The following is an 18,771-nucleotide window of genomic DNA, read 5'->3' as shown; positions in this document are numbered from 1 at the left end:
CGATTTAGCCCTGAGACTCCTCACCCCCAAGGACCTCCCATGACAGACCTCCAGACGCCCCCAGCGGGACAGTCCGCCGCGCCGGCCGCCGGCTCGCCGTCCGGGCTCAAGCGCAACGCCGTCGGCACCTTCGGCATCACCTTCCTCGTCATCTCCGCAGCAGCGCCGCTGACGGTCATGGCGGGCGTCGCGCCGATCGCGATCGCAACCGGCGGCATCGGCGCCCCGGCCGCGTACCTCGGCGCCGGCGTCGTGCTCCTGCTCTTCGCCGTGGGCTTCATGGCGATGACCCGGCACGCCCGCGCCGCGGGCGGCTTCTACACCTACATCACGCTCTCGCTCGGGAAGACGGCAGGGCTCGCCGCAGCCGTGCTCGCCGTCGTCTCCTACAACTGCCTCCAGATCGGCGTCTACGGGCTCTTCGCCGTCCAGACGCAGGCCACGCTCGCGGTCCTGTTCGGCCTCGACGTGCCCTGGCCCGCGATCGCGCTCGCCGCCGTCGGGGCCGTGTGGGCCCTCGGCCACCGCGGGCTCGACGTCGGGGCGAAGGTGCTCGGCGTCCTGCTCATCGCCGAGACGGCGATCCTCGCCGTCATGGGCGCCGGCATCCTCTCGCGCGGCGGTGCGGCCGGGATCAGTGCAGCCAGCTTCGCCCCCGAGGCCGTCCTGAGCCCCGGCGTCCTCGCCATCCTCGGCATCTGCTTCGCCGCGTTCATGGGCTTCGAGTCCACGGTCCTCTACCGCGGCGAGGCCAAGGACGCCGACCGCTCGGTCCCGCGCGCCACGTTCATCGCCGTGGGCTTCATGGCCGTGTTCTACGCCTTCATCGTCTGGGCCGTCCTCCAGGCCTACTCCGACCCCGTGGCCTCCGCAGGCGAGCTGCGCGAGGCGATGTTCTTCGCCACGATCGCCGAGTACGTGGGCCCGTGGGCCGAGGTCGCGATGTACGTCCTCATCGTCACGAGCGTCTACGCCTCGCAGCTCGCGTTCCACAACGCGATCAACCGCTACACCTACATGCTCGCCCGCGACGGCGTGCTGCCCGGTTGGCTCGCCGCGACGCACCCGAAGCACCGCTCGCCGCACCGGGCCGGGGCCGTGCAGATGCTGCTCGCCGCGGCCGTCATCGGCGTGTGCGCGCTGCTCGGCGCGGACCCGTACGAGCAGCTGCTCATCTGGGTCAACACGCCCGGCATCTTCGGGATCGTGGGCCTGCAGGGCCTCGTGGCCGTCGCCGCGCTGCGGTACTTCCGCCGCCATCCCGAGGCCGTGCGCAGCCGGCTCACCGTCTCGGCGACCGCCGCCGGCGCCGTCCTGCTCTTCGCCGCCGTGATGCTCATCGGCGTCAACATCGAGCTGCTGACCTTCGCCGACCCCCTGACCAACGCCATCCTCATGGCCATTGGGCCCTGCGTCTTCGCCGCGGGCCTCGCCCTGGCCCTGTGGCTGCGCCGCGCCCGACCGTCCGCCTACGACCGCATTGGAAGCACCGAGACCCATGACGCCTGAGCTCATCCTTTCTGCCCGCACCATCCACACCCTCGACCCGGACGGCCCCGCCGAGGTCCAGGCCGTCGCCGTCGCGGGCGGGCGTATCGTCGCCGTCGGCACGCACGACGACGCGGCTTCCTGGGCGGGGCCCGGCACCGCGGCCGTGGACCTGGGCGAGGCGACGGTCGTGCCGGGCCTGGTCGACGCGCACGCGCACCCCGTGTTCGGGCTCGACATCACCGCCGGCGCGGACCTCAGCTCCGCGCGCACGCTCGGGGAGGTGCGCGCGGCCCTCGCCGCCGAGGCCGCGGCGACCGCTTCTTCCGGCGCGGGCGCCGAAGGCTGGGTCCGGGCCTGGGGCCTGGACCCCAACGCCCTCGGCGGGCAGCCGGCCGCGGCCGCGGCGTTCGAGGACGTCCTCGGCGGGCGGCCCGCGCTCGTGCGCCTCTTCGACGGGCACTCGGCGATCGCGAGCCACCGCGCCCTTGAGATGGCCGGCGTCGACGGGCCGCGCGAGTTCACCGGCGGCTCGGCGGTCGCGTGCGGGCCGGACGGGCGGCCCACCGGGCTCCTGCTCGAGTTCGAGGCCATCGAGCTCGTGGTCCGGCACCTGCCGCCCGAGGGGTTCGAGGAGCGGAAGGCGCGGCTCGGCGGCGTCCTGCGCGGCTTCGCCGAGGCCGGGCTCACTGGCGTGCACGTCATGGACCACGCCGAGGAGTCCGCGGCGCTGTACCGGGCCCTCGAGGACGAGGGCGAGCTGCCGGTGCGGCTGCGCTGCGCGCCGTGGTGCCAGCCCGGCACCGGGCCCGCCGAGTGGGCGGAGCTCGCGGCGCTGGTCGGGACCGGCGGCCGGCGCTGGGGCGTGGGCGGGATCAAGCTCTTCGTCGACGGCACGGTGGACAACGGCACGGCGTGGCTGCACGAGCCGGACCTCTTCGGCGAGTCCACGCGGCCGTACTGGCCGGACCCGGCCGAGTACGCGCGGGCTATCGCGTTCTTCGCCGAGCGCGGCATCCCGACCGCGACCCACGCGATCGGCGACGCCGGCGCGGGCCACGTCGTCGACGCGCTCCTGGCCCTCGACCCCGAGGTCCGCGGCCGCGCCGTGCACCGGATCGAGCACCTCGAGACGCTGCCGGACGACGTCGTCGCGCGCCTGGCCGCCTCCGGCGCTGCGGCGTCGATGCAGCCCACGCACTGCACGCACTACTCGCGCGCGGACCAGAGCGACAACTGGAGCACGCGGCTCGGCCCGGTCCGGGCCGGGCGGGCGTGGCGCTGCCGGGACGTCCGCGAGCGCGGCGTCGTGCTGGCACTCGGCTCCGACTGGCCGATCGCGCCCTACCCGCCGCTCGCCGTCATGGCGGACGCGCAGCTGCGCCGCACGGCTGGCACCGCGGAAGATCCAATCCTGCCCGGCCAGGCCCTCACGGCCCGGCAGGCGCTCGAGGGATACACGTCCCACGCGGCCCGGGCGGTCGGGGCCTTCGCCGGGCAGGGGTCGGTGACGGTCGGCAAGCTCGCGGACTTCACCGTCCTCGAGGCGGACCCGCTCGCCGCCGACCCGGATGAGCTAGCCGCCTCTGCCGTGCTCGGCACGGTCGTCGGCGGACAGCTGACAGGGCTGCTCGCGCGGGTCTGAGTGACCCCGCAACGCAGGAAGGTGACCCCGCAACGCAGGAAGGTGACCCCGCATCGCAGGAAGGTGACCCCGCATCTGGTCCAGATGCGGGGTCACCTCCCAAGGATGCGGGGTCACCTCCCAAGGATGCGGGGTCACCTCTCAAGGATGCGGGGTCACTCGCCAGGACCGTCGGGAGGGGCGCGCGGCTTAGGCTGGGCCCATGGCTGCACCTGAGCGGACGCGCGTGGCGGTGGTGGGCGGCGGGCCCGCGGGCATGGTCCTGGGGCTGCTGCTCGCGCGGGGCGGGATCGACGTCGTCGTGCTCGAGAAGCACGCCGACTTCCTCCGGGACTTCCGCGGCGACACCGTCCATGCCTCCACCCTCGCGCTGCTCGACGAGCTGGGCCTCGCAACGGCGTTCGGCCGGCTGCCGGCCAGGCTGCTCGACCGGGCCGAGATCCAGCTCGACGCCGGCACCGCCCGCCTGACGAACCTCGGCGCCTCCATCCCCGGGCGGCACCGCGGGATCGCGCTCGTGCCGCAGTGGGACTTCCTCGAGATGCTCGCCACTGCGGCCGAGGCGGAGCCGTGCTTCACGCTCGTCCGCTCGGCCGAGGCGGTGGGCCTGGCGCACGACGGCGGGAGGGTCGCCGGGGTGCGCTGGCGGGAGTACCCGTCAGCGGGACAGCGGCCGGCCGAGGTCCGCACCCTCGCCGCGGACCTCGTCGTCGCGTGCGACGGGCGCGGGTCCGTGCTGCGGGATCAGGCGGGCCTCGTGCCCCGGCGGTTCGGCGGGACGATGGACGTGTGGTGGTTCCGGCTCCCGCGCCGCGAGGGGGACCCGGCCGGCGGGATCGGGCGGCTGTCGAGCGGGTCGTTCCTCATCAGGATCGACCGGGGCGACTACTGGCAGTGCGGCTACGTCATCCCCAAGGGCGCCGACGCCGAGCTGCGGGCCGAGGGCATCGAGACCTTCCGCGAGCGCGTCGCCCGGCTCGCCCCGGAGCTCGAGGACCGGCTCGACGAGGGGCCCCGATCGATGGACGACGTCAAGCTCCTCGACGTGCGCATCGAGCGCCTCCCCCGCTGGCACCGGGACGGCCTCCTGTTCCTCGGCGACGCCGCGCACCCAATGTCCCCCGTGGGCGGCGTCGGGATCAACCTCGCGATCCAGGACGCCGTCGCGGCGGCGCGGATCGTCGGCGCGCGGATGCGCCGCGAGACGGGGCCGGTCCCGGAGGCGGTGCTCGCCGCGGTGCAGCGGCGGCGGTGGTGGCCCACGGCCCTCCTGCAGGGGTTCCAGCGCTCGGCCTACGGGCTCGTGATGCGCAGGGCGCTGAGGAAGGGCCCGGCCCGGCCAGGGGCTCGCCGGATGCCGCTCCCGCTGCGGCTCCTCACCCGGTTCCCGGCGCTGCAGCGCTTCCCCGCGTACTTCGTCGGGATCGGGCCCCGCCCGGAGCACGCGCCGGACTGGGCCCGGCGGCCCGAGCCCACCTGAGCCGCCCGATGAGGCCAGGCGGTGACGCACGACGGCGGCGCACCCGCGCGGGGTGCGCCGCCGCCGTCGTGCGCTGGGCGCTGCTTCAGGGCCCCGGGGCCCCCCAGCCGCCCCGGGCCCTACGCGACTCGCTGGCTCGATTCGTCGTCGACGAACCCAGGCAGGCGGGCGCTCAGGAAGTGCTCGAGCAGGGCGCGCGCGGGGTCCAGGGGATGGGCCGCCATCTTGCCCGAGAGGGCGTCCCGGGTGGCGTCGTCGAGGTTCTGGTCGTCGAGGACTTCACGCATGATGTCCCGGGCCTGCTCCCGCACGATCGCGGCGGAGAGTGCGCGGAACTGCCGGTCCTCATTCTGGGCGTTCAAGTCCATGGGCACGAAGCTAAAGGTAGACAGATGGGTCTGTCTACACGTCGAAGGAGATCCTTTCCGGTCCACGTGATACTGCTGGGGCTGATGGGGTAAGGATCGAATATGGTCTCGCGCGACGCAGCCGACGGAACAGCCCACGCCTCCGAATCCCCGCGCGCCCGCCGCCGACGGGATGGGCCGCGCGAGCGGATCCTCGACACGTCCTTCGAGCTCTTCTCCCGGCGTGGCATCCGAGATGTTGGGGTGGACGAGCTCATCGAGCGCTCGGGCGTGGCCCGGGCGACGTTCTACCGTCAGTTCCGCTCCAAGGACGAGCTCGCCCTCGCCTATCTCGAGCGCTGGTACCAGGCGCGCAGCGCCGCGATCGACGCCGCGATCGCCCGCCACGACGGCACGGGCGAGGAAGCGCTCCTGGCGATCTTCGACGTCTTCAACGACTGGTTCCAGCAGGGGGCGGCGGAGGTGAGCTCGTTCCTGCACGTCATGATCGAGATGGGCCCCGAGCATCCGCTCGGGAAGGCGAGCATCGAGTACCTGGCCCGCACTCGGGAGCAGATGGCGGATCTGGCCCGTTCGGCCGGGCTCCCGAACCCGGAGGACTTCGCGTGGTCCTGCCACATCCTCATCAAGGGCGCGATCGTCGCAGCCGCCGAGGGCGACGTGCGCGCTGGCGAGCGATCGCGCGAGATGGCCGCGATGCTCATCGAGCACCACCGGGCCGCCGCGCGCTGAGGCGCAGGGCCGGGCCTCGGCCTCTGGAGCGCGCCGGGCCGTGAGCACACAATGGGGGCAGGCGCTGCGGTCGGTCCGCGGCGGCGTGGGCCAGAGGAGGTCCGGCATGTACTGGAACGGCGAGATGTACGGCTGGTGGACCGTGCTCATGACCCTGGGCTTCGTGCTCTTCTGGGCGGCGGTGATCACGCTGATCGTCCTCCTCGCGCGCCACCTCCGCGCGAGCCGGCCGCCGGCCGGGCAGCGCTGGGCCGGCCCAGGGCAGCAGGGCTGGGGCCAGGCGCCGCAGCAGGGCTGGGCTCCCCCGCCGCCCTCGACGCCGCCGGGGCAGCACGCGCCGCACGCCGCCGTACGGGCCGAGGACGTCCTTGCCGAGCGGTTCGCCCGCGGAGAGATCGACGAGGCCGAGTACCGGGCCCGGCTCGACGTGCTGCGCGGGCACCGGGGAGGGCAGGGCGCCTGACGCCTCCCCTATGAGGCAGGTGACGCCGCGCGGGGCAGGCGTTCCCGCCTGCCCCGCGCGACCCACACGAAAATCAGAACCCGAAGGCCAGAACCCCACGGCTCAGAACGCCCAGGGCATCGCGTCGTGGTGGAAGTCCTGGAATTTGCCGAACTTCCCCGAGTTGAACGCAAGCGGGTCGCCGTCCCGGTACCGGCACCCGGTCACCTGGCCGAAGAAGACCTGGTGGTCGCCGATGTCGTAGTGGTGCACAACCTTGCACTCGGCCTGGGACAGCGCGCCGGCGACGACGGGCAGGCCGCCCTCGGTCTCGTCGAACTGCCCCTCGCCGAAGCGCGCTCCGCCGCGGACGGCGAACTGCCGGGCGACGGCCTCCTGCCGCTCCCCCAGGATCGAGATCGCGAACCGCCCGCTCGCGAGCAGCGCGTCCCCCGTCCGGGTGTTGAAGTTGAGCGAGACCATAAGGATCGGCGGCTTGAGGCTGATCGACGTGAGCGAGTTGATCGTCATGCCGTGCTGCTCGCCCTCGTGCTCGGTCGTGACGACGGCGACGCCAGTGAGGAAGCGGCCCATGGTGCGCCGCATCATCATCTCGTCCGGCTCGGTGAAGAGCTTGAGGGCAGTCATGACACTGGGCCTTCGTTCTGGTAGTAGCGGACCTCGAACATCTTCGCGCCCTCCTCGGAGATCCAGGGGCCGTGCTCCATGCCCGGCGGGCGGGTGGCCCAGTCCCCGGCCCGGAAGGTCTTCCCCAGGCGCTGGTCCACGAAGGAGCCCTCGAAGATGAAGACCTCCTCCCAGAAGTCGTGCTTGAGGGACCCGTTGGGGGACGTGTCCGTCCCGGGCTCGAACTTGAGGATGCGCGTGACGGCGTCGCTCGCGTCGTCGCGGGCGAGGATCGCCTCCGAGAGGCCCTCGATGTGCGGCGTGCACGGCGCGAAGGGCACGGAGGTGACGGGCGTGAACTCGACTTCGGGCTTGGCCATGGCTACTTCCCCTCGTCCTTGCTGCCGCCCACGCCGTAGCCGGCGAGGAACTCGTCGAGCTCGGCGACCTGGGCGTCGTAGTTGTAGTTGCGGTACGTGTAGGCCCCGCGGACCACGAAGGGCGCGCCGGCGTAGAAGAGCTCGTACTGCTGGTGCCGGCCGGCGAACTCCGAGCCGATGACGTCCCAGGCCAGCTTGAAGAGCTTGACGCGGTCCTCGCTGCTCACGCCGGGCGAGTGGATGTAGCGGTCGATGTCCGGGCGGGTGACCGGGCTCAGCATGTCCACCTCCCCCGAGGGCAGCTGGAGCACGCCGCCGCCGACGAGGTCGCGGAGGATGTTGATCACGCGCGGATAGGTCTCGGACTGCAGGCCCATCGCACCGTAGAGGGCGCGCTTGCCCGGGACCATCATCCCGGCACCGTCCTCCTCGGCCATGTACTCGGCGGCGAGCAGGGCGGACTCGACGGAGGAGACGATCGCGGCGAGCTCGCCGAGCTTCTCCTGGACGCCGGGGATCTTTTCGGTGCCGTTGACCTGGGTGACCTTGCGCGCGACGGCGGCGATGAACTGGAGCTTGACCGTGAAACGGGTCTGGGCCTGCCAGTTGCCGAGGGCGTGCGCGCCGGTGTCGAAGAACTGCCTCCGCAGCCGGTCGACGTCGCGGTCGATGAAGACGCGGTCCCACGGGACGAGCACGTCGTCGAACACGACGAGCGCGTCGGGCTCGTCGTAGCGCGTGGTGAGCGGGTAGTCGAACTCGCTCGTCGCCGCGGGGGCGAAGGGGCGGCGGCAGAGCAGCTTGAGGCCCTCGGTCGCGACCGGGAGGGCGAAGCTGATGGCGAAGTCGACGTCGTCCGGGCCGAGCGGCTTGATGCACGTGACGAAGACCTCGTCCGCGATCGCGCCGCCGGTGGCGAGCATCTGCGAGCCGCGCACGATCAGCCCCTCCTCGGTCTCGCGCACGACGCCGACCTGGAGGTAGTCGCCCTCCCAGCCGGACGCGGTGGTCGCCCGGGAGATCTGCGGCGGGATGATCGCGTAGGAGACGTAGAGGCTCTCGCGCAGGATGCGCTCGTAGTAGCGGCGCAGGTTGCCGGCGAAGTCGTGCTCCTCGTGCTCGAACACCTCCGGGTGCGCGGCGAAGGCGGCGAAGAAGGTGCCGACGTGGTCGGGGCTGCGGCCCACCCAGCCGTGCGTGTACTTGGCCCACTTCTCGACGGCGAGGCGGCGCAGGCGCAGCTCCTCGGCGTTGCGCGGGATGCTGAACACGCGGTTGGCGGTGCCGCCGATCTCGGGGGCCTCGTACTGCATGCCGTTGGCCGGGTCCGCGGCGATGTCGTAGAGCTCGGCGATGGTCTTGGCCACGTGGGCGAACGCCGGGTGCTCGAGGACGTTCTCGACGGCCTTCCCGTCGATCAGGACGGTGCGCCCGTCGTTGAGGGTCTTCAGGTACTCTTCTCCGGTCCTCATCACTTCTGTCCCTTCTTGATGCTGTAAGTGTGGTCGATGGTTGCCCCGCTGGGGAGCGTGAGCTGCACGCGCCAGTCGGCGCAGTCCCTGAACTCGCCGTCGAGCAGGGGAAGCGTCCCGCCGAGGCACACGAAGTCCTCGTCCTCACCGATACCCGTGCGCTCGGTCAGGAGACGCACGACGTCGGCCGGGGTGCGGAGGTTGTTCAGCGTCCCCTCCTGGTAGAGGGTCCCGTCCGCCCACGAGCGGGCGGTGCACTGGTCGAGGGAGAGCGTCGCGATGTCCTCGACCGCCACGACCGTGGCCGCGACCGGCTTGGGGCACGCGCGCTTGGAGGCGCCGATGTCCACGGTCTCGAGGTCCCGGTCCGTGTGGTCGGAGCCGACACCGAGGTAGTAGCGCCCCTTGTGGCGCACGTAGAGGGGCTCGACCTCGCCGCTCGTGAGGCCGCCCTCGACCTCGAGCACCGGGTCCGAGGTGAAGGAGGCCGGCTCAACGGGGTAGAACATCGGGACCTCGGGCGGGGGCGCGACGCCGATCGCGGCGAGCTCGTCGATGTGGTGCTGCACGGCCTTCGGGTCGCGGCCGGTGTAGCCGGCGACGATGGCGCGGAAGCCGGTGAGGGTGATGCTCTCGCCCGTGCCGCCGACGGCGAAGGTCAGGGCGGTGGTGGTTTTCGTGTCGGCTTCTTTCATGGTCACTCCTAGCGGGACAGGGTCGTGTAGTCGGCCAGCCGGTCGGCGATGACCGGGAATTCCTTGCGGACGCGCTGGACCTGGGAGGGATCGAGGGTGACGCGGAGGACCTCCTCGCCGTCGCCGGCCTCGGCGAGGACGGCGCCGGCCGGGTCCACGACGCGGCTGTGGCCGCCGAGCTCGACGCCCTCCTGCACGCCGACGGCGTTGCAGGCCAGGACGAAGATCTGGTGCTCGACGGCGCGGGCCTGGGTGAGCAGGCGCCAGTGCTCGCGGCGCACAGCGGGCCACGCGGCGGGGACGACGACGAACTCGACGCCGCGCGCGCTCAGCTCGGACCACAGGCCCGGGAAGCGCAGGTCGTAGCACGTGGTGCCCGCGACCTTGCCGAAGGCGGCCTCCGCGACCGGGAGGGAGTCGCCCGGGGTGAGCAGCTCGGCCTCGCGGGACTGGTAGCCGAAGACGTGCACCTTGCTGTAGCGGTGGATGACCCGGCCACGGCGGTCGAGGAGGATCGACGAGTTCCGCAGCCCGCCGTCGTCGTGCTTCTCGACGATGCTGCCCACGTGCACGTACGCGCCCAGGTCCGCGGCGACCCGCGAGCACATCTGCACGGTGGGGCCGTCGAGGGGCTCGGAGAGCTCGGCGTAGCGCTCGAAGTGGAAGTAGCCGGCGCTCCAGAGCTCGGGGAGGACGATCAGGTCCGCCCCCTCGATGCCGCGCAGCACCTCCTCGGCGCGGGCGATGCGGTCCTCGCGGGTCTCCCCGTCGGGGCTCGCGAGCTGGACGAGTGCAACTTCCATGGTGGGCAGTTCCTTGCTGTTTTTGGGTGTGGAAGGCCGCATCGGCGACCCGCGACGGGTCGGCGGCGTGAGGTTGGTGTGTGGTTCGGGTGGTCTAGCGGGCCGAGTTCGAGGGGCCGCTCAGGGCCTTGAGGGTCGAGCCGAGGTGGCCGCGCATGGCCTCGACGGCACGCTCCGGGTCGCGGGACCGGATGGCCTCGACGATCGCCCGGTGCTCGTCCACGACGTGGTCGCTGCGGCCCTGGCTGTCCATGATGGCCTTGACGCCCATGCGCAGCTGCTTGAAGCGCTGGGAGTCGTAGACGTCCTCGAGGGTGGGGTTCCCGGCGGCGGCGACGATGCACTTGTGGAAGAGGATGTCGCACTCGATGAAGGCCACCGGGTCGCCGAGGCTGTCCTGCTGGTTCTGCAGGAGCTCCTCGAGCTCCGGCCCGGGCTGGCTGCCCGCGGTGACCTTGCGGACGGCCCACTCCTCGATGACCTGGCGGACCTCCATCATGGCCTCGATGTCGCCCTTGCTCAGGGCCGGGACGAACGCGCCCTTGTGCGGGACCCTGCGGAGCAGGCCCGTGGCCTCGAGCCGCAGGAGGGCCTCCCGGACCGGGGTCCGGGAGATCCCGGAGGCCTCGGCGATGGTGTTCTCGCTGAGGAAGGCCTCCTGGTCCCACGGCAGGGAGGAGATCTCCTTGCGCAGCCACTGGTACGCCGCCTCGGGGGCGGTCTGCGCCGGCTTCTGGAAGATGCTCACGTCTGTCAGTCCCTCGTTCGTCCGCGTCACGTCTACTCATTGTCGGTGGCGCCCCTCGCCGTGTCAGGGTCGGGGCGCCACCCGAAGGCTACAGGCCCGGCGTGGCGTCCAGGTCGCTGAGACGGATGTGCTTGGTCTCCTTGGCGAAGGAGACGGACACGATCGAGATCACGCCCATCACCACGAGGTACACGGCGATCGCCATTCCCGTGCCGAAGGCCTGGTAGAGGGCCAGGGCGATGATCGGCGAGAGCGAGCCCGCGATGAGCGAGGCTGCGTTGTACGCCACCGAGGTGCCGCTGTAGCGCACGTCCGTCGGGAAGAGCTCCGAGAAGAACGCCCCGATGACCGAGCTGTAGGCGGCGAAGATCAGCAGGCCGCCCACGGCCGCGAGGATGATGGCCAACGGCTGCCGCGTGTCGAGGAGGGCGAAGAACCCGAAGCCCCAGACGACGGTGGCCACCGAGGCGCCGATCATCATCGGCTTGCGGCCGATCTTGTCCGCGTAGATCGCCAGGAGCGGGATCGCGACGACGGCGACCGCCTGGCCGATCATGACGGCGGTGAGGCCCGTCTGGCGGTCGAGCTTCAGGATCTCGGTCACGTACGTGATGATGAACAGCGAGTAGATGTAGAAGCCCGCGTTCTCGCCCATGCGGCTGCCCGCGGCGATGAGGATCTCGCGCCAGTTGCGGCGGAACAGCAGGCCGAGCGGGAGCTTGACCTCCTTGGCGTGCTCGGCCTCGAGCTTGGCCTGGGAGGCCTTGAACAGCGGGGTCTCCTGCACGTAGAGGCGCAGGATCAGGCCGATGATCACGAGCAGGGCCGAGAGCCCGAAGGCGATCCGCCAGCCCCAGTCGAGGAAGGCCTGCGCGGGCATGGTCGCCGAGAGCACGGCCAGGACGCCGGCGGCCATGAGGTTGCCGGCGGGCGGGCCGACGTTGGGCCACGAGGCCCAGAAGGCGCGCTTGTGGCTGTTGTCGCTGTACTCGGAGACGAGGAGGACGGCGCCGCCCCACTCGCCGCCGAGGGCGAAGCCCTGCACGAGGCGAAGGAAGAGCAGGAGCAGCGGCGCCGCGACGCCGATCACCGCGTACGGCGGGATGAAGGCGATGAGCGTCGTCGCGATGCCCATCAGGAGCAGGGACGCGACGAGCGTCGAGCGGCGGCCGTGCTTGTCGCCGAAGTGTCCGAGGACGACGGCGCCGAGCGGCCGGGCGACGAAGCCCGCCGCGAACGTGCCGAGGGCGAGCATCGTGCCCACGAGCGGATCGGTGGTCGGGAAGAAGAGCTTGTTGAAGACGAGGGCCGCGGCCGTGCCGTAGAGGAAGAAGTCGTACCACTCCACCGCCGTCCCGGCGAGGCTCGACGCCGCGACGGTGGGAAGCGTCGAGTGCTTCTGCACCCGAAGCTCAGCTTTCGTACGTGTCATCAGGATTCCTTGGTTGAAGGAGGGTCGGTGGGGCTTCGTCGCCCCGGTGGCCCCGCTCAGTTGCGCGCGGTTCGCGGGTCCGGCGAGCTCGTTGGCAAGGCGCCGCTGTGCTCTGGTTCACCATCTTAGACAGACTGTATACAACTTGTCTATAGACTGTCTTGAGCCCACTTCCGGCACCCGGCGCCGGACCTCGCCTCCGCCCCTACGAGGGCGTGGACATGTTCGACGGGAACCTCGCCGAGTACGGCGACAAGCCCGAGGAGCTGCGCGGCATCCTCGATCAGGCCGGCGTCTCCGTGGTCAGCGTCTACGCAAGGACCCGTTCGCGTTCCTGCCCCTCGGGCAGGGCGAGCTGGAAGTACATCGAGGAAGGCACCACCTTCATCCCCGAGAGGCCGCTGCACCCTACGGCGAGGGCCTGTGGCCCATCCCCGCCCTGGGCGTCGGCTACCGCGAGACGAAGATCATCGAGGCCTATGACTTCTCTATGCCATCGCCGAGGGAGGCAGCGTGAGCCCGAACTTCGCCGACGATCGGCGCTGGGGGACGCGGCCATTGGGGGCTGCGCCCCCTCCCTGAATCCTCAGGCGCCGCCGTCCCCGGCCCCGTCCCAGTGGCCGGCGGCGCTGTCCGCGAGGCCGGCGAGGGAGGGCCCGTCGTACATGTACTCGTCGAGGTCCTTCCCGTCGGTCAGGACGGTGCGGGCGGACACGTCGGCGTGGACGATGGGCCAGTCGTTCGCCGCCGTGTCGTCCCGCATGGCGTTCTGGCGGGCGTAGTCCTTCGACAGCACCACTCGGTCACCGTGGTTGATCTGCCCCACGCCTGGCGGCAGCGCAAGGTAGATGCGCACCGTGGCGTCCGGGACGTCCCTAACGTGGCGCAGTTGGCGCATCGTCTCGGCGTCGCACTCGCCGTGCCCGAATTCGGCGGGGTGCTCGTAGACGTCGTCGCCGAGGTGCGCGACGAGCTCGGTGAGCGGGAGGGTTTGAGCATGAGGCTCCGGATGGTGGGGGGCGACACCATTGTGCATCCCTCCACAGTACGCGCTGAATGGTAGCCCGAGAGGGCGGAATCCCTCTGACGGACGACGGCGCCCGGCTGCTGCCGCGTGCAGCACGCCGGGCGCCGTGAGTTCTAACAGGCCACCCCGACCGGGGAAGGGAGATCCTCCTACCCCCCACCGCCGGCGGGACGAGCTCAGCCTTCCTGCCCGGCTGCCCCCTGGCCCTGCCGGACCACCGCCCCGTTCTGGACCACGTAGTCCAGGCGCGTGTCGGCGAGCACCGAGAGGTCCAGAGTCGGGTCCTCGCTGGTGATGACGAAGTCGCCGTAGGCTCCCGGCGCGATCACCCCGAGCTGGCCCTCGCGCTGCAGGAGGGCTGCGGCCGTGGTGGTCGCGCTGCGGATGACGTCGATCGCCGGCTGGATCTTGCCTCGGATGGAGAACTCCTTGGCCTGGTGGACCTGCATCCCGCCGAGGAGGTCGGAGCCGAAAGCGAGGTTGATCCCTGCCTCGTGCGCCCTGCCCAGGGCGTCGTACCCGCCGTCGAGCACCGCGGCAACCTTCTCCCAGTTCTCCTGCGACAGGCCGAAGTCACGCCCCTCCCGCTCGAGCGCCCAATACGTCACGAGGTTCATGGTCAGGTAGGCGTCGTACTCCTTGAACAGCTCCAGCGACTCATCGTCCAGGAGATTGCCGTGCTCGATCCCGCGCACGCCGGCGCGCAGGGCGCGGTTGATCGCCCGGCCGGTGTAGGCGTGGGCTGTGACGTACCGGTTGGCAGCGGCGGCCTCCTCGACGACCGCCTCGATCTCGGAGATGGAGTACTGCGTGGAGTCGATGCGGTCGGTCGGGGAGGCGACGCCGCCGCCGGCCATGATCTTGATGTGGTGTGCGCCCTTGCGCAGCTCGTCGCGGGCGGCCTGCCGCACCTGGTCCACCCCGTCGGCGAGGCGGCCGATGTGCGGGCAGCAGTACCCGTCGTCGTGCGAGGCCCTGCCTCGGGACCGCGGGTCGGCGTGGCCACCGGTCTGGGACAGCGCCTTGCCGCCGAAGAACAGCCGGGGCCCGCGCAGCAGGCCCTCGGCCTGGGCGTCGTGCAGACCGAAGTCGGCGCCGGCGACGTCGCGCACGGTCGTGAAGCCGCGGTCCAGCATCTCGCCCATGAGCCTGGCCGTTTTCAGGGCGGCGTAGTTCGGCGACCACTCCCCCAGCTGGCCCAGGTCCGCGGTCGCCGCCGTGACGTGGACGTGGCAGTCGATCAGGCCCGGGAGCACGAACTTGCCGCTCGCGTCGACCACCTCGCCGGAGGCGGCGAGGCCGGCGCCGATCTCGGCGATCACGCCGTCGACGACCTTGATGTCGCCCTCCTTGTAGGCTGCGGCGTCCACGTCGAGGTAGCGGGCGTTCTTGATGAGCAGGTCGTTGGCCACGTGTTACTCCTTTGCTGCTGCCAGGATCGCGGGGGTGCCGCGCCTAGCGATGTCTTGGACGGCGTCGACGTCGTCGTCGCTGTAGGCGCCCTCGGCGTCGAGGACGTTGAGCACGGCGACGGTAGCCCCGTCGACGATCACGGGGGCGTTGATGATCGAGCCGCAGCCGAGGCTGGCGATCAGCTCGGCGTCCTGGAAGATGCGGTCGACGTCGGCCTTGCTCCTGCCGAAGAAGGGCATCTGCTCCACGAGGCTGGTCCGGAGCCAGTCGCCGGCAACCTCGCGGCCGACGTCCTTGCGGCCTCCCACCGGGTATTCCCTGGGGCGGGAGGAGTGGATCCGCTCCATCTCCCGGCCCTCGCGGCGGAAGACGAGGATGGTGAAGAGGCGGAAGCCCACCTCGCGGGCGACGGCTGCCTCGACGGATGGAAGGTCAGCGAGGGACTGGCTGTTCAAGGGATGCCTCCTTGCCGGTGATTTCCTTGGCGGTGATGTCCTCCAGCGAGCGCCCGGCCGTGCGGACGGCGAAGAGGAGGGTGCAGATGACGCCGATCGCCAGGACCGCCGTCGTCATGCCGAAGACTCCGGCGAATCCCCACTGCGTCGCGAAGACGCCGATGATCAGGGGCGCGCTGATCGAGCCGACGCGGCCGAAGGAGGAGCTCAGGCCCACGCCTGTCGCCCGGAGCCAGGTCGGGAAGACCTCGGGGGTGTAGGCGTAGACGCCTGCGTACGTGCCGTTGAGGAAGAACGAGAGGGCGATGCCGGCCATGGTGATCCAGAGCGGGTCGGTCATGGAGCTGAGCCAGAAGGCGCTGACCGCGGAGCCGACGAGGTAGATGGCGATCGTGAACTTCCGGTCCAGCTTCTCGTTCAGCCAGGCAGCGCTGAAGTAGCCGGGGATCTGGGCGAGGTAGATGTAGAGGGAGAAGGTGAAGCTGGTGGTGACGGTGAGCCCCTTGCTGACCAGCAGCGTCGGGATCCAGGAGAAGAAGCCGTAGTAGGAGAAGGTGATGACGAACCAGATCAGCCAGGTGACGGCGGTGATCCGCCACATCTTCGAGCTCCACAGGAACCTCAGCGCCTTGCCCAGGGTGAACTTCACCGGGGCGGGCTCCTCGGCGTGGTGGGGGTCGACGGCGGGCAGCGGCTGGCGGGTAGCGTCGAGGACGCGCTGCTCGAAACGGGCGACGACGTGCTCCGCCTCGGCGGTCTTCCCGATGTTGGCGAGGTAGCGCGGCGACTCCGGCAGCGAGCGCCGCCACCAGAGCAGCATCACGATGGGCAGGAAGGTGAGCACCTGCGCCCAGCGCCAGCCCTCGGGGAAGGCCGGGACGACGAACCGCCCGATCAGCGCCGCCATCACGAAGCCGAAGGAGAAGAAGCCGGCCAGCGCGCCGATGAACCAGCCGCGGCGGTGCCGGGGCACGAACTCGGAGAGGAACGGCGCGATGATCGCGCTCTCGGCGCCCGCCCCGGCTCCCGCGATGATGCGTGCCACGAGGAAGACCTCGAAGTTCCAGGACGCCGCCGCCACGAGGGACGCGACGGCGTAGAGGGCCAGCGCGTACATCATGACCTTCTTGCGGCCCAGCTTGTCGCCGAGGTAGCCGGCGAAGAAGGCCCCGAAGAGGAAGCCGAAGGGGGCGGCGGAGGCGACCATGCCGAGCTGACCCGAGGACAGGCCGAAGACCTCGCGCACGTCCGGCATGAGGAAGGCGACGACGGCGCTGTCCATGCCGTCGAACGTGTAGCCCAGGCCTCCGATGAGGAGGAGGGCGTAGTGCGGCTTGCTGAGCGGCAGCCGGTCTAGCCTCGCAGAAAGGGACACAACTTGCTCCTAGGGGGATACCGTGATCTGGCGGATCATCCGCTTGATGTGACAGCGTAGGCGCAAGAGTTTTTGCAGACAATGCCTACTTGCAAGAAACTTTTCGGGGAGGCGGGCGTGGCCAGTCACGAAACGGTGCCGGAGGCGACCGAGGTCGATTCAGTCGAGGAGTGGCTGCGCTCGCTCCTGCCGGACAAGGCCCTCGGCGGGAGCGCCAACCAGGTGTTCGCCCTCATCGCAAGCCAGCCGGCCAAGGCCGCCTTCGCCCCAGCCGCGGAGCTCGCCGCACTGGCCCAGGCCAGCATCTCGAGCGTCACGAGGATGGCCCAGCGGCTCGGCTACGCCGGATGGCCCGACCTGCAGCGGGACCTTCGGGCCCGCTATCTGGCGCACCTCTCCATGCTCGAGGTGTCGGAGAGCCACCGCACTGCGGACTCCCCCTTCCGCGCCTCGCTCCGCCAGGACGCCGACTCGCTCGCGAGCCTTCTGCGGGGCCTGGACGAGGAGCGCATCGGGCGGATCGCCGCCCTCCTGGCCCGCTCGGAGAACATCTACGTCACCGCCCAGGGGAGCTACGCCGCCGTCGGCCACGCCTTCGTCCACAACATGCAGATCGCCGGCTATCCGGCCAGGGCGCTCCTGGACAACCCGGCCACCCTTGCCAACACCGTCGCCCGGATGATGCCCGGGGACGCGCTCGTGGTCTGCTCCTACTGGCGGCTGTACGACGTCGCCGTCACCGCCGCCACGGAGGCCAAGTCCCGGGGGGCCACGGTCGTGGTGCTGGCCGACAATCTCTCCCTCGCCCTGGAGAAGTCGGCGGACGAGGTGGTCCTGACACCCGCCGAGAGCATCTCCTTCTTCCCGTCGCTCACCGGCGCCATGGCCGTCCAGCAGGGGATCGTGGCGACGCTGGCCACCGTTGATGCCGACCGCACCCGGGAGAGCCTGATGGCCGTGGAGCGCAGCTGGGAGACCTTCAAGCTGCTGCACCGCTCCGCGCCCCGGCACATGACGTAGAGGGTTCCCCCGTGAGGACTGTGGGGATCGACCTCGCGGCGGATCCGAAGAAGACCGCCGCGGCCGTGCTCGAGTGGTCGGCCGGGGAGGCGCGGCTCGCCGAGCTCTCGCTCGGGGTGGCGGACGACGACGTCGTGCGGCTCTTCGGGGAGGCGGACGCCGTGGGCGTCGACTCGCCGCTCGGCTGGCCGCGGCCGTTCCTCGAGTTCCTCGCCGGGCATTTCGGGGCCGACCCCGGGCCGGTGCTCGCGCACGACGGGATCGCCGGCCGGCGCCGGCTCGCGTACCGGGAGTCGGACAGGTTCGTGACCGCGCGGACGGGCCTCATCCCGCTGAGCGTCTCGGCGGACCGGCTCGCGCACCCGGCCATGCGCTTCGCCGTGATCCAGGCCCGGATCGCCCAGCGCTTCGGGGCGCAGCCGCGGGACGGGTCCGGGCGGCTGGTCGAGGTCTACCCCGCGGCATCGCTCAGGGTCTGGGGCCTGCACGCGCGGAAGTACAAGGGCGCGGGGGCCGAGCCGGCGGCCGTGCGGGCCGGGATCGTCGACGGGCTCACGACGGCGGCGCCCTGGCTCGCGCTCGAGGAGCACCGGGCGGCGCTGGCCGCCTCGGACGACCTCTTCGACGCCGTCATCGCGTCGCTCACGGCGAGGGCCGCGGCGGTCGGGGCGACGTGGCGGCCGGCGCCGGAGGTGGCGGAGCTGGCGCGCGAGGAGGGGTGGATCCACCTGCCGAGCGGGCCCCTCGCGGAGCTGGCACCGTGACGCCAGGGTGACCACGCGCCGTCGTGCGCTGGCCTCTGGTCGGCTTCCCGGAACACGCGGCCCCGCCCTCTGGCGACTTCCGCGATCCGGACTGTAGCGTCGCTCCTGCCAGTTCGGATTCGGACGAAGGGGAAGCCATGACCGAAGAGCCGCTGAAGGCGTACAACCTGTTCCTCAAGGTGGCCCGCGAGCGTCAGCCTGTGCCCCTGGGACGCTGCGAGGCCAAGGATCCCCTGGACGGTGAGCGTCTGAGCAATCGGACGATCGCGGGGTACCTGATGGACCATCCGCAAGCGGAGTTCGAGTGGGCCCAGCTGCGAGCGGCCGAGAGCGACAAGCCGGTCATCCACTGGAAGGACGCCCCGGAGCCGCAGCCGCTCCTGCCCTGACGGCGACAACCGGAGC

20 protein-coding genes are annotated in these 18,771 nt (G+C 71.3%); 8 read left to right on the top strand and 12 right to left on the bottom strand.

The genetic code is table 11. The features are described from left to right. Positions 1–39: 39 nt before the first annotated feature. The 3 genes from ACUYMY_RS05150 (at position 40) to ACUYMY_RS05140 (ending at position 4,613) form a co-directional block, all read left to right on the top strand. A complete protein-coding gene (locus ACUYMY_RS05150; RefSeq protein ID WP_481702549.1) occupies positions 40–1,509 on the top strand; it encodes an APC family permease in 1,470 nt (489 codons plus the stop codon). After that, entirely contained in the window at positions 1,499–3,133 is a 1,635-nt protein-coding gene (locus ACUYMY_RS05145) for an amidohydrolase (RefSeq protein WP_481702548.1), read from the top strand. The genes ACUYMY_RS05150 and ACUYMY_RS05145 overlap by 11 nt, the downstream gene beginning before the upstream one ends. A gap of 202 nt (positions 3,134–3,335) precedes the next feature. After that, on the top strand, positions 3,336–4,613 hold the full coding sequence (locus ACUYMY_RS05140; RefSeq protein ID WP_481702547.1) for an FAD-dependent oxidoreductase: 1,278 nt from the start codon (positions 3,336–3,338) through the stop codon (positions 4,611–4,613). 119 nt (positions 4,614–4,732) lie between these two features. Here ACUYMY_RS05140 and ACUYMY_RS05135 read toward each other — a convergent pair whose 3' ends face one another. Further along, positions 4,733–4,981 carry a hypothetical protein gene (locus tag ACUYMY_RS05135; protein ID WP_481702546.1) on the bottom strand — a complete coding sequence of 83 codons (249 nt, stop codon included), beginning with the start codon at positions 4,979–4,981 and terminating at the stop codon, positions 4,733–4,735. Between the two features lie 102 nt (positions 4,982–5,083). Between ACUYMY_RS05135 and ACUYMY_RS05130 the strand changes: the two genes are divergently transcribed. Both ACUYMY_RS05130 and ACUYMY_RS05125 read left to right on the top strand, forming a co-directional pair. Then, positions 5,084–5,713, top strand: coding sequence for a TetR/AcrR family transcriptional regulator (locus ACUYMY_RS05130; protein WP_481702545.1), 630 nt, complete (start codon positions 5,084–5,086; stop codon positions 5,711–5,713). A gap of 40 nt (positions 5,714–5,753) precedes the next feature. After that, positions 5,754–6,176: an SHOCT domain-containing protein gene (locus ACUYMY_RS05125; RefSeq protein ID WP_481702544.1), complete on the top strand. Its 423-nt coding sequence runs from the start codon at positions 5,754–5,756 to the stop codon at positions 6,174–6,176. A 102-nt stretch (positions 6,177–6,278) separates the two neighbouring features. Here ACUYMY_RS05125 and ACUYMY_RS05120 read toward each other — a convergent pair whose 3' ends face one another. The 11 genes from ACUYMY_RS05120 to ACUYMY_RS05070 form a co-directional block, all read right to left on the bottom strand. After that, a complete protein-coding gene (locus ACUYMY_RS05120) occupies positions 6,279–6,803 on the bottom strand; it encodes a flavin reductase family protein (protein ID WP_481702543.1) in 525 nt (174 codons plus the stop codon). Then, a complete protein-coding gene (locus ACUYMY_RS05115) occupies positions 6,800–7,162 on the bottom strand; it encodes a cupin domain-containing protein (protein WP_481702542.1) in 363 nt (120 codons plus the stop codon). Before ACUYMY_RS05115 ends, ACUYMY_RS05120 begins: the two co-directional genes overlap by 4 nt. A 2-nt stretch (positions 7,163–7,164) precedes the next feature. Beyond that, positions 7,165–8,634, bottom strand: coding sequence for a 4-hydroxyphenylacetate 3-hydroxylase family protein (locus ACUYMY_RS05110; protein WP_481702541.1), 1,470 nt, complete (start codon positions 8,632–8,634; stop codon positions 7,165–7,167). Then, positions 8,634–9,329, bottom strand: a complete 696-nt coding sequence (locus ACUYMY_RS05105) for a DUF2848 family protein (protein WP_481702540.1) — start codon at positions 9,327–9,329, stop codon at positions 8,634–8,636. The genes ACUYMY_RS05110 and ACUYMY_RS05105 overlap by 1 nt, the downstream gene beginning before the upstream one ends. Positions 9,330–9,337: 8 nt before the next feature. After that, on the bottom strand, positions 9,338–10,132 hold the full coding sequence (locus tag ACUYMY_RS05100) for a carbon-nitrogen family hydrolase (protein WP_481702539.1): 795 nt from the start codon (positions 10,130–10,132) through the stop codon (positions 9,338–9,340). Between the two features lie 94 nt (positions 10,133–10,226). Next, on the bottom strand, positions 10,227–10,880 hold the full coding sequence (locus ACUYMY_RS05095) for a GntR family transcriptional regulator (RefSeq protein WP_481702538.1): 654 nt from the start codon (positions 10,878–10,880) through the stop codon (positions 10,227–10,229). A gap of 88 nt (positions 10,881–10,968) precedes the next feature. Beyond that, positions 10,969–12,312 (bottom strand): MFS transporter, encoded by a 1,344-nt coding sequence (locus ACUYMY_RS05090; protein ID WP_481702537.1) that lies wholly within the window; start codon positions 12,310–12,312, stop codon positions 10,969–10,971. A gap of 586 nt (positions 12,313–12,898) precedes the next feature. Then, the gene (locus tag ACUYMY_RS05085) at positions 12,899–13,348 is read right to left on the bottom strand and encodes a hypothetical protein (protein ID WP_481702536.1); all 450 of its coding nucleotides are present in this window, start codon (positions 13,346–13,348) and stop codon (positions 12,899–12,901) included. Between the two features lie 167 nt (positions 13,349–13,515). Continuing rightward, positions 13,516–14,751, bottom strand: coding sequence for a metal-dependent hydrolase family protein (locus ACUYMY_RS05080; RefSeq protein ID WP_481702535.1), 1,236 nt, complete (start codon positions 14,749–14,751; stop codon positions 13,516–13,518). A gap of 3 nt (positions 14,752–14,754) precedes the next feature. Then, entirely contained in the window at positions 14,755–15,207 is a 453-nt protein-coding gene (locus ACUYMY_RS05075) for a GAF domain-containing protein (protein WP_481702534.1), read from the bottom strand. Then, positions 15,185–16,582 (bottom strand): MFS transporter, encoded by a 1,398-nt coding sequence (locus ACUYMY_RS05070; protein WP_481702533.1) that lies wholly within the window; start codon positions 16,580–16,582, stop codon positions 15,185–15,187. Before ACUYMY_RS05070 ends, ACUYMY_RS05075 begins: the two co-directional genes overlap by 23 nt. A 117-nt stretch (positions 16,583–16,699) precedes the next feature. Here ACUYMY_RS05070 and ACUYMY_RS05065 point away from each other — a divergent pair, with 117 nt between their 5' ends. The 3 genes from ACUYMY_RS05065 to ACUYMY_RS05055 all read left to right on the top strand — a co-directional run bounded on the left by ACUYMY_RS05065 (position 16,700) and on the right by ACUYMY_RS05055 (position 18,755). After that, entirely contained in the window at positions 16,700–17,602 is a 903-nt protein-coding gene (locus tag ACUYMY_RS05065) for a MurR/RpiR family transcriptional regulator (RefSeq protein WP_481702532.1), read from the top strand. Positions 17,603–17,613: 11 nt separating this feature from the next. Next, positions 17,614–18,366 carry a DUF429 domain-containing protein gene (locus ACUYMY_RS05060; protein WP_481702531.1) on the top strand — a complete coding sequence of 251 codons (753 nt, stop codon included), beginning with the start codon at positions 17,614–17,616 and terminating at the stop codon, positions 18,364–18,366. A gap of 137 nt (positions 18,367–18,503) precedes the next feature. Next, on the top strand, positions 18,504–18,755 hold the full coding sequence (locus ACUYMY_RS05055) for a hypothetical protein (protein WP_481702530.1): 252 nt from the start codon (positions 18,504–18,506) through the stop codon (positions 18,753–18,755). Positions 18,756–18,771 lie beyond the last annotated feature (16 nt).

This window comes from Sinomonas sp. T428B, assembly GCF_056780155.1.
The sequence above is the reverse complement of the archived record's forward strand: the minus strand, read 5'-3'. Positions and strand labels throughout refer to the sequence as shown.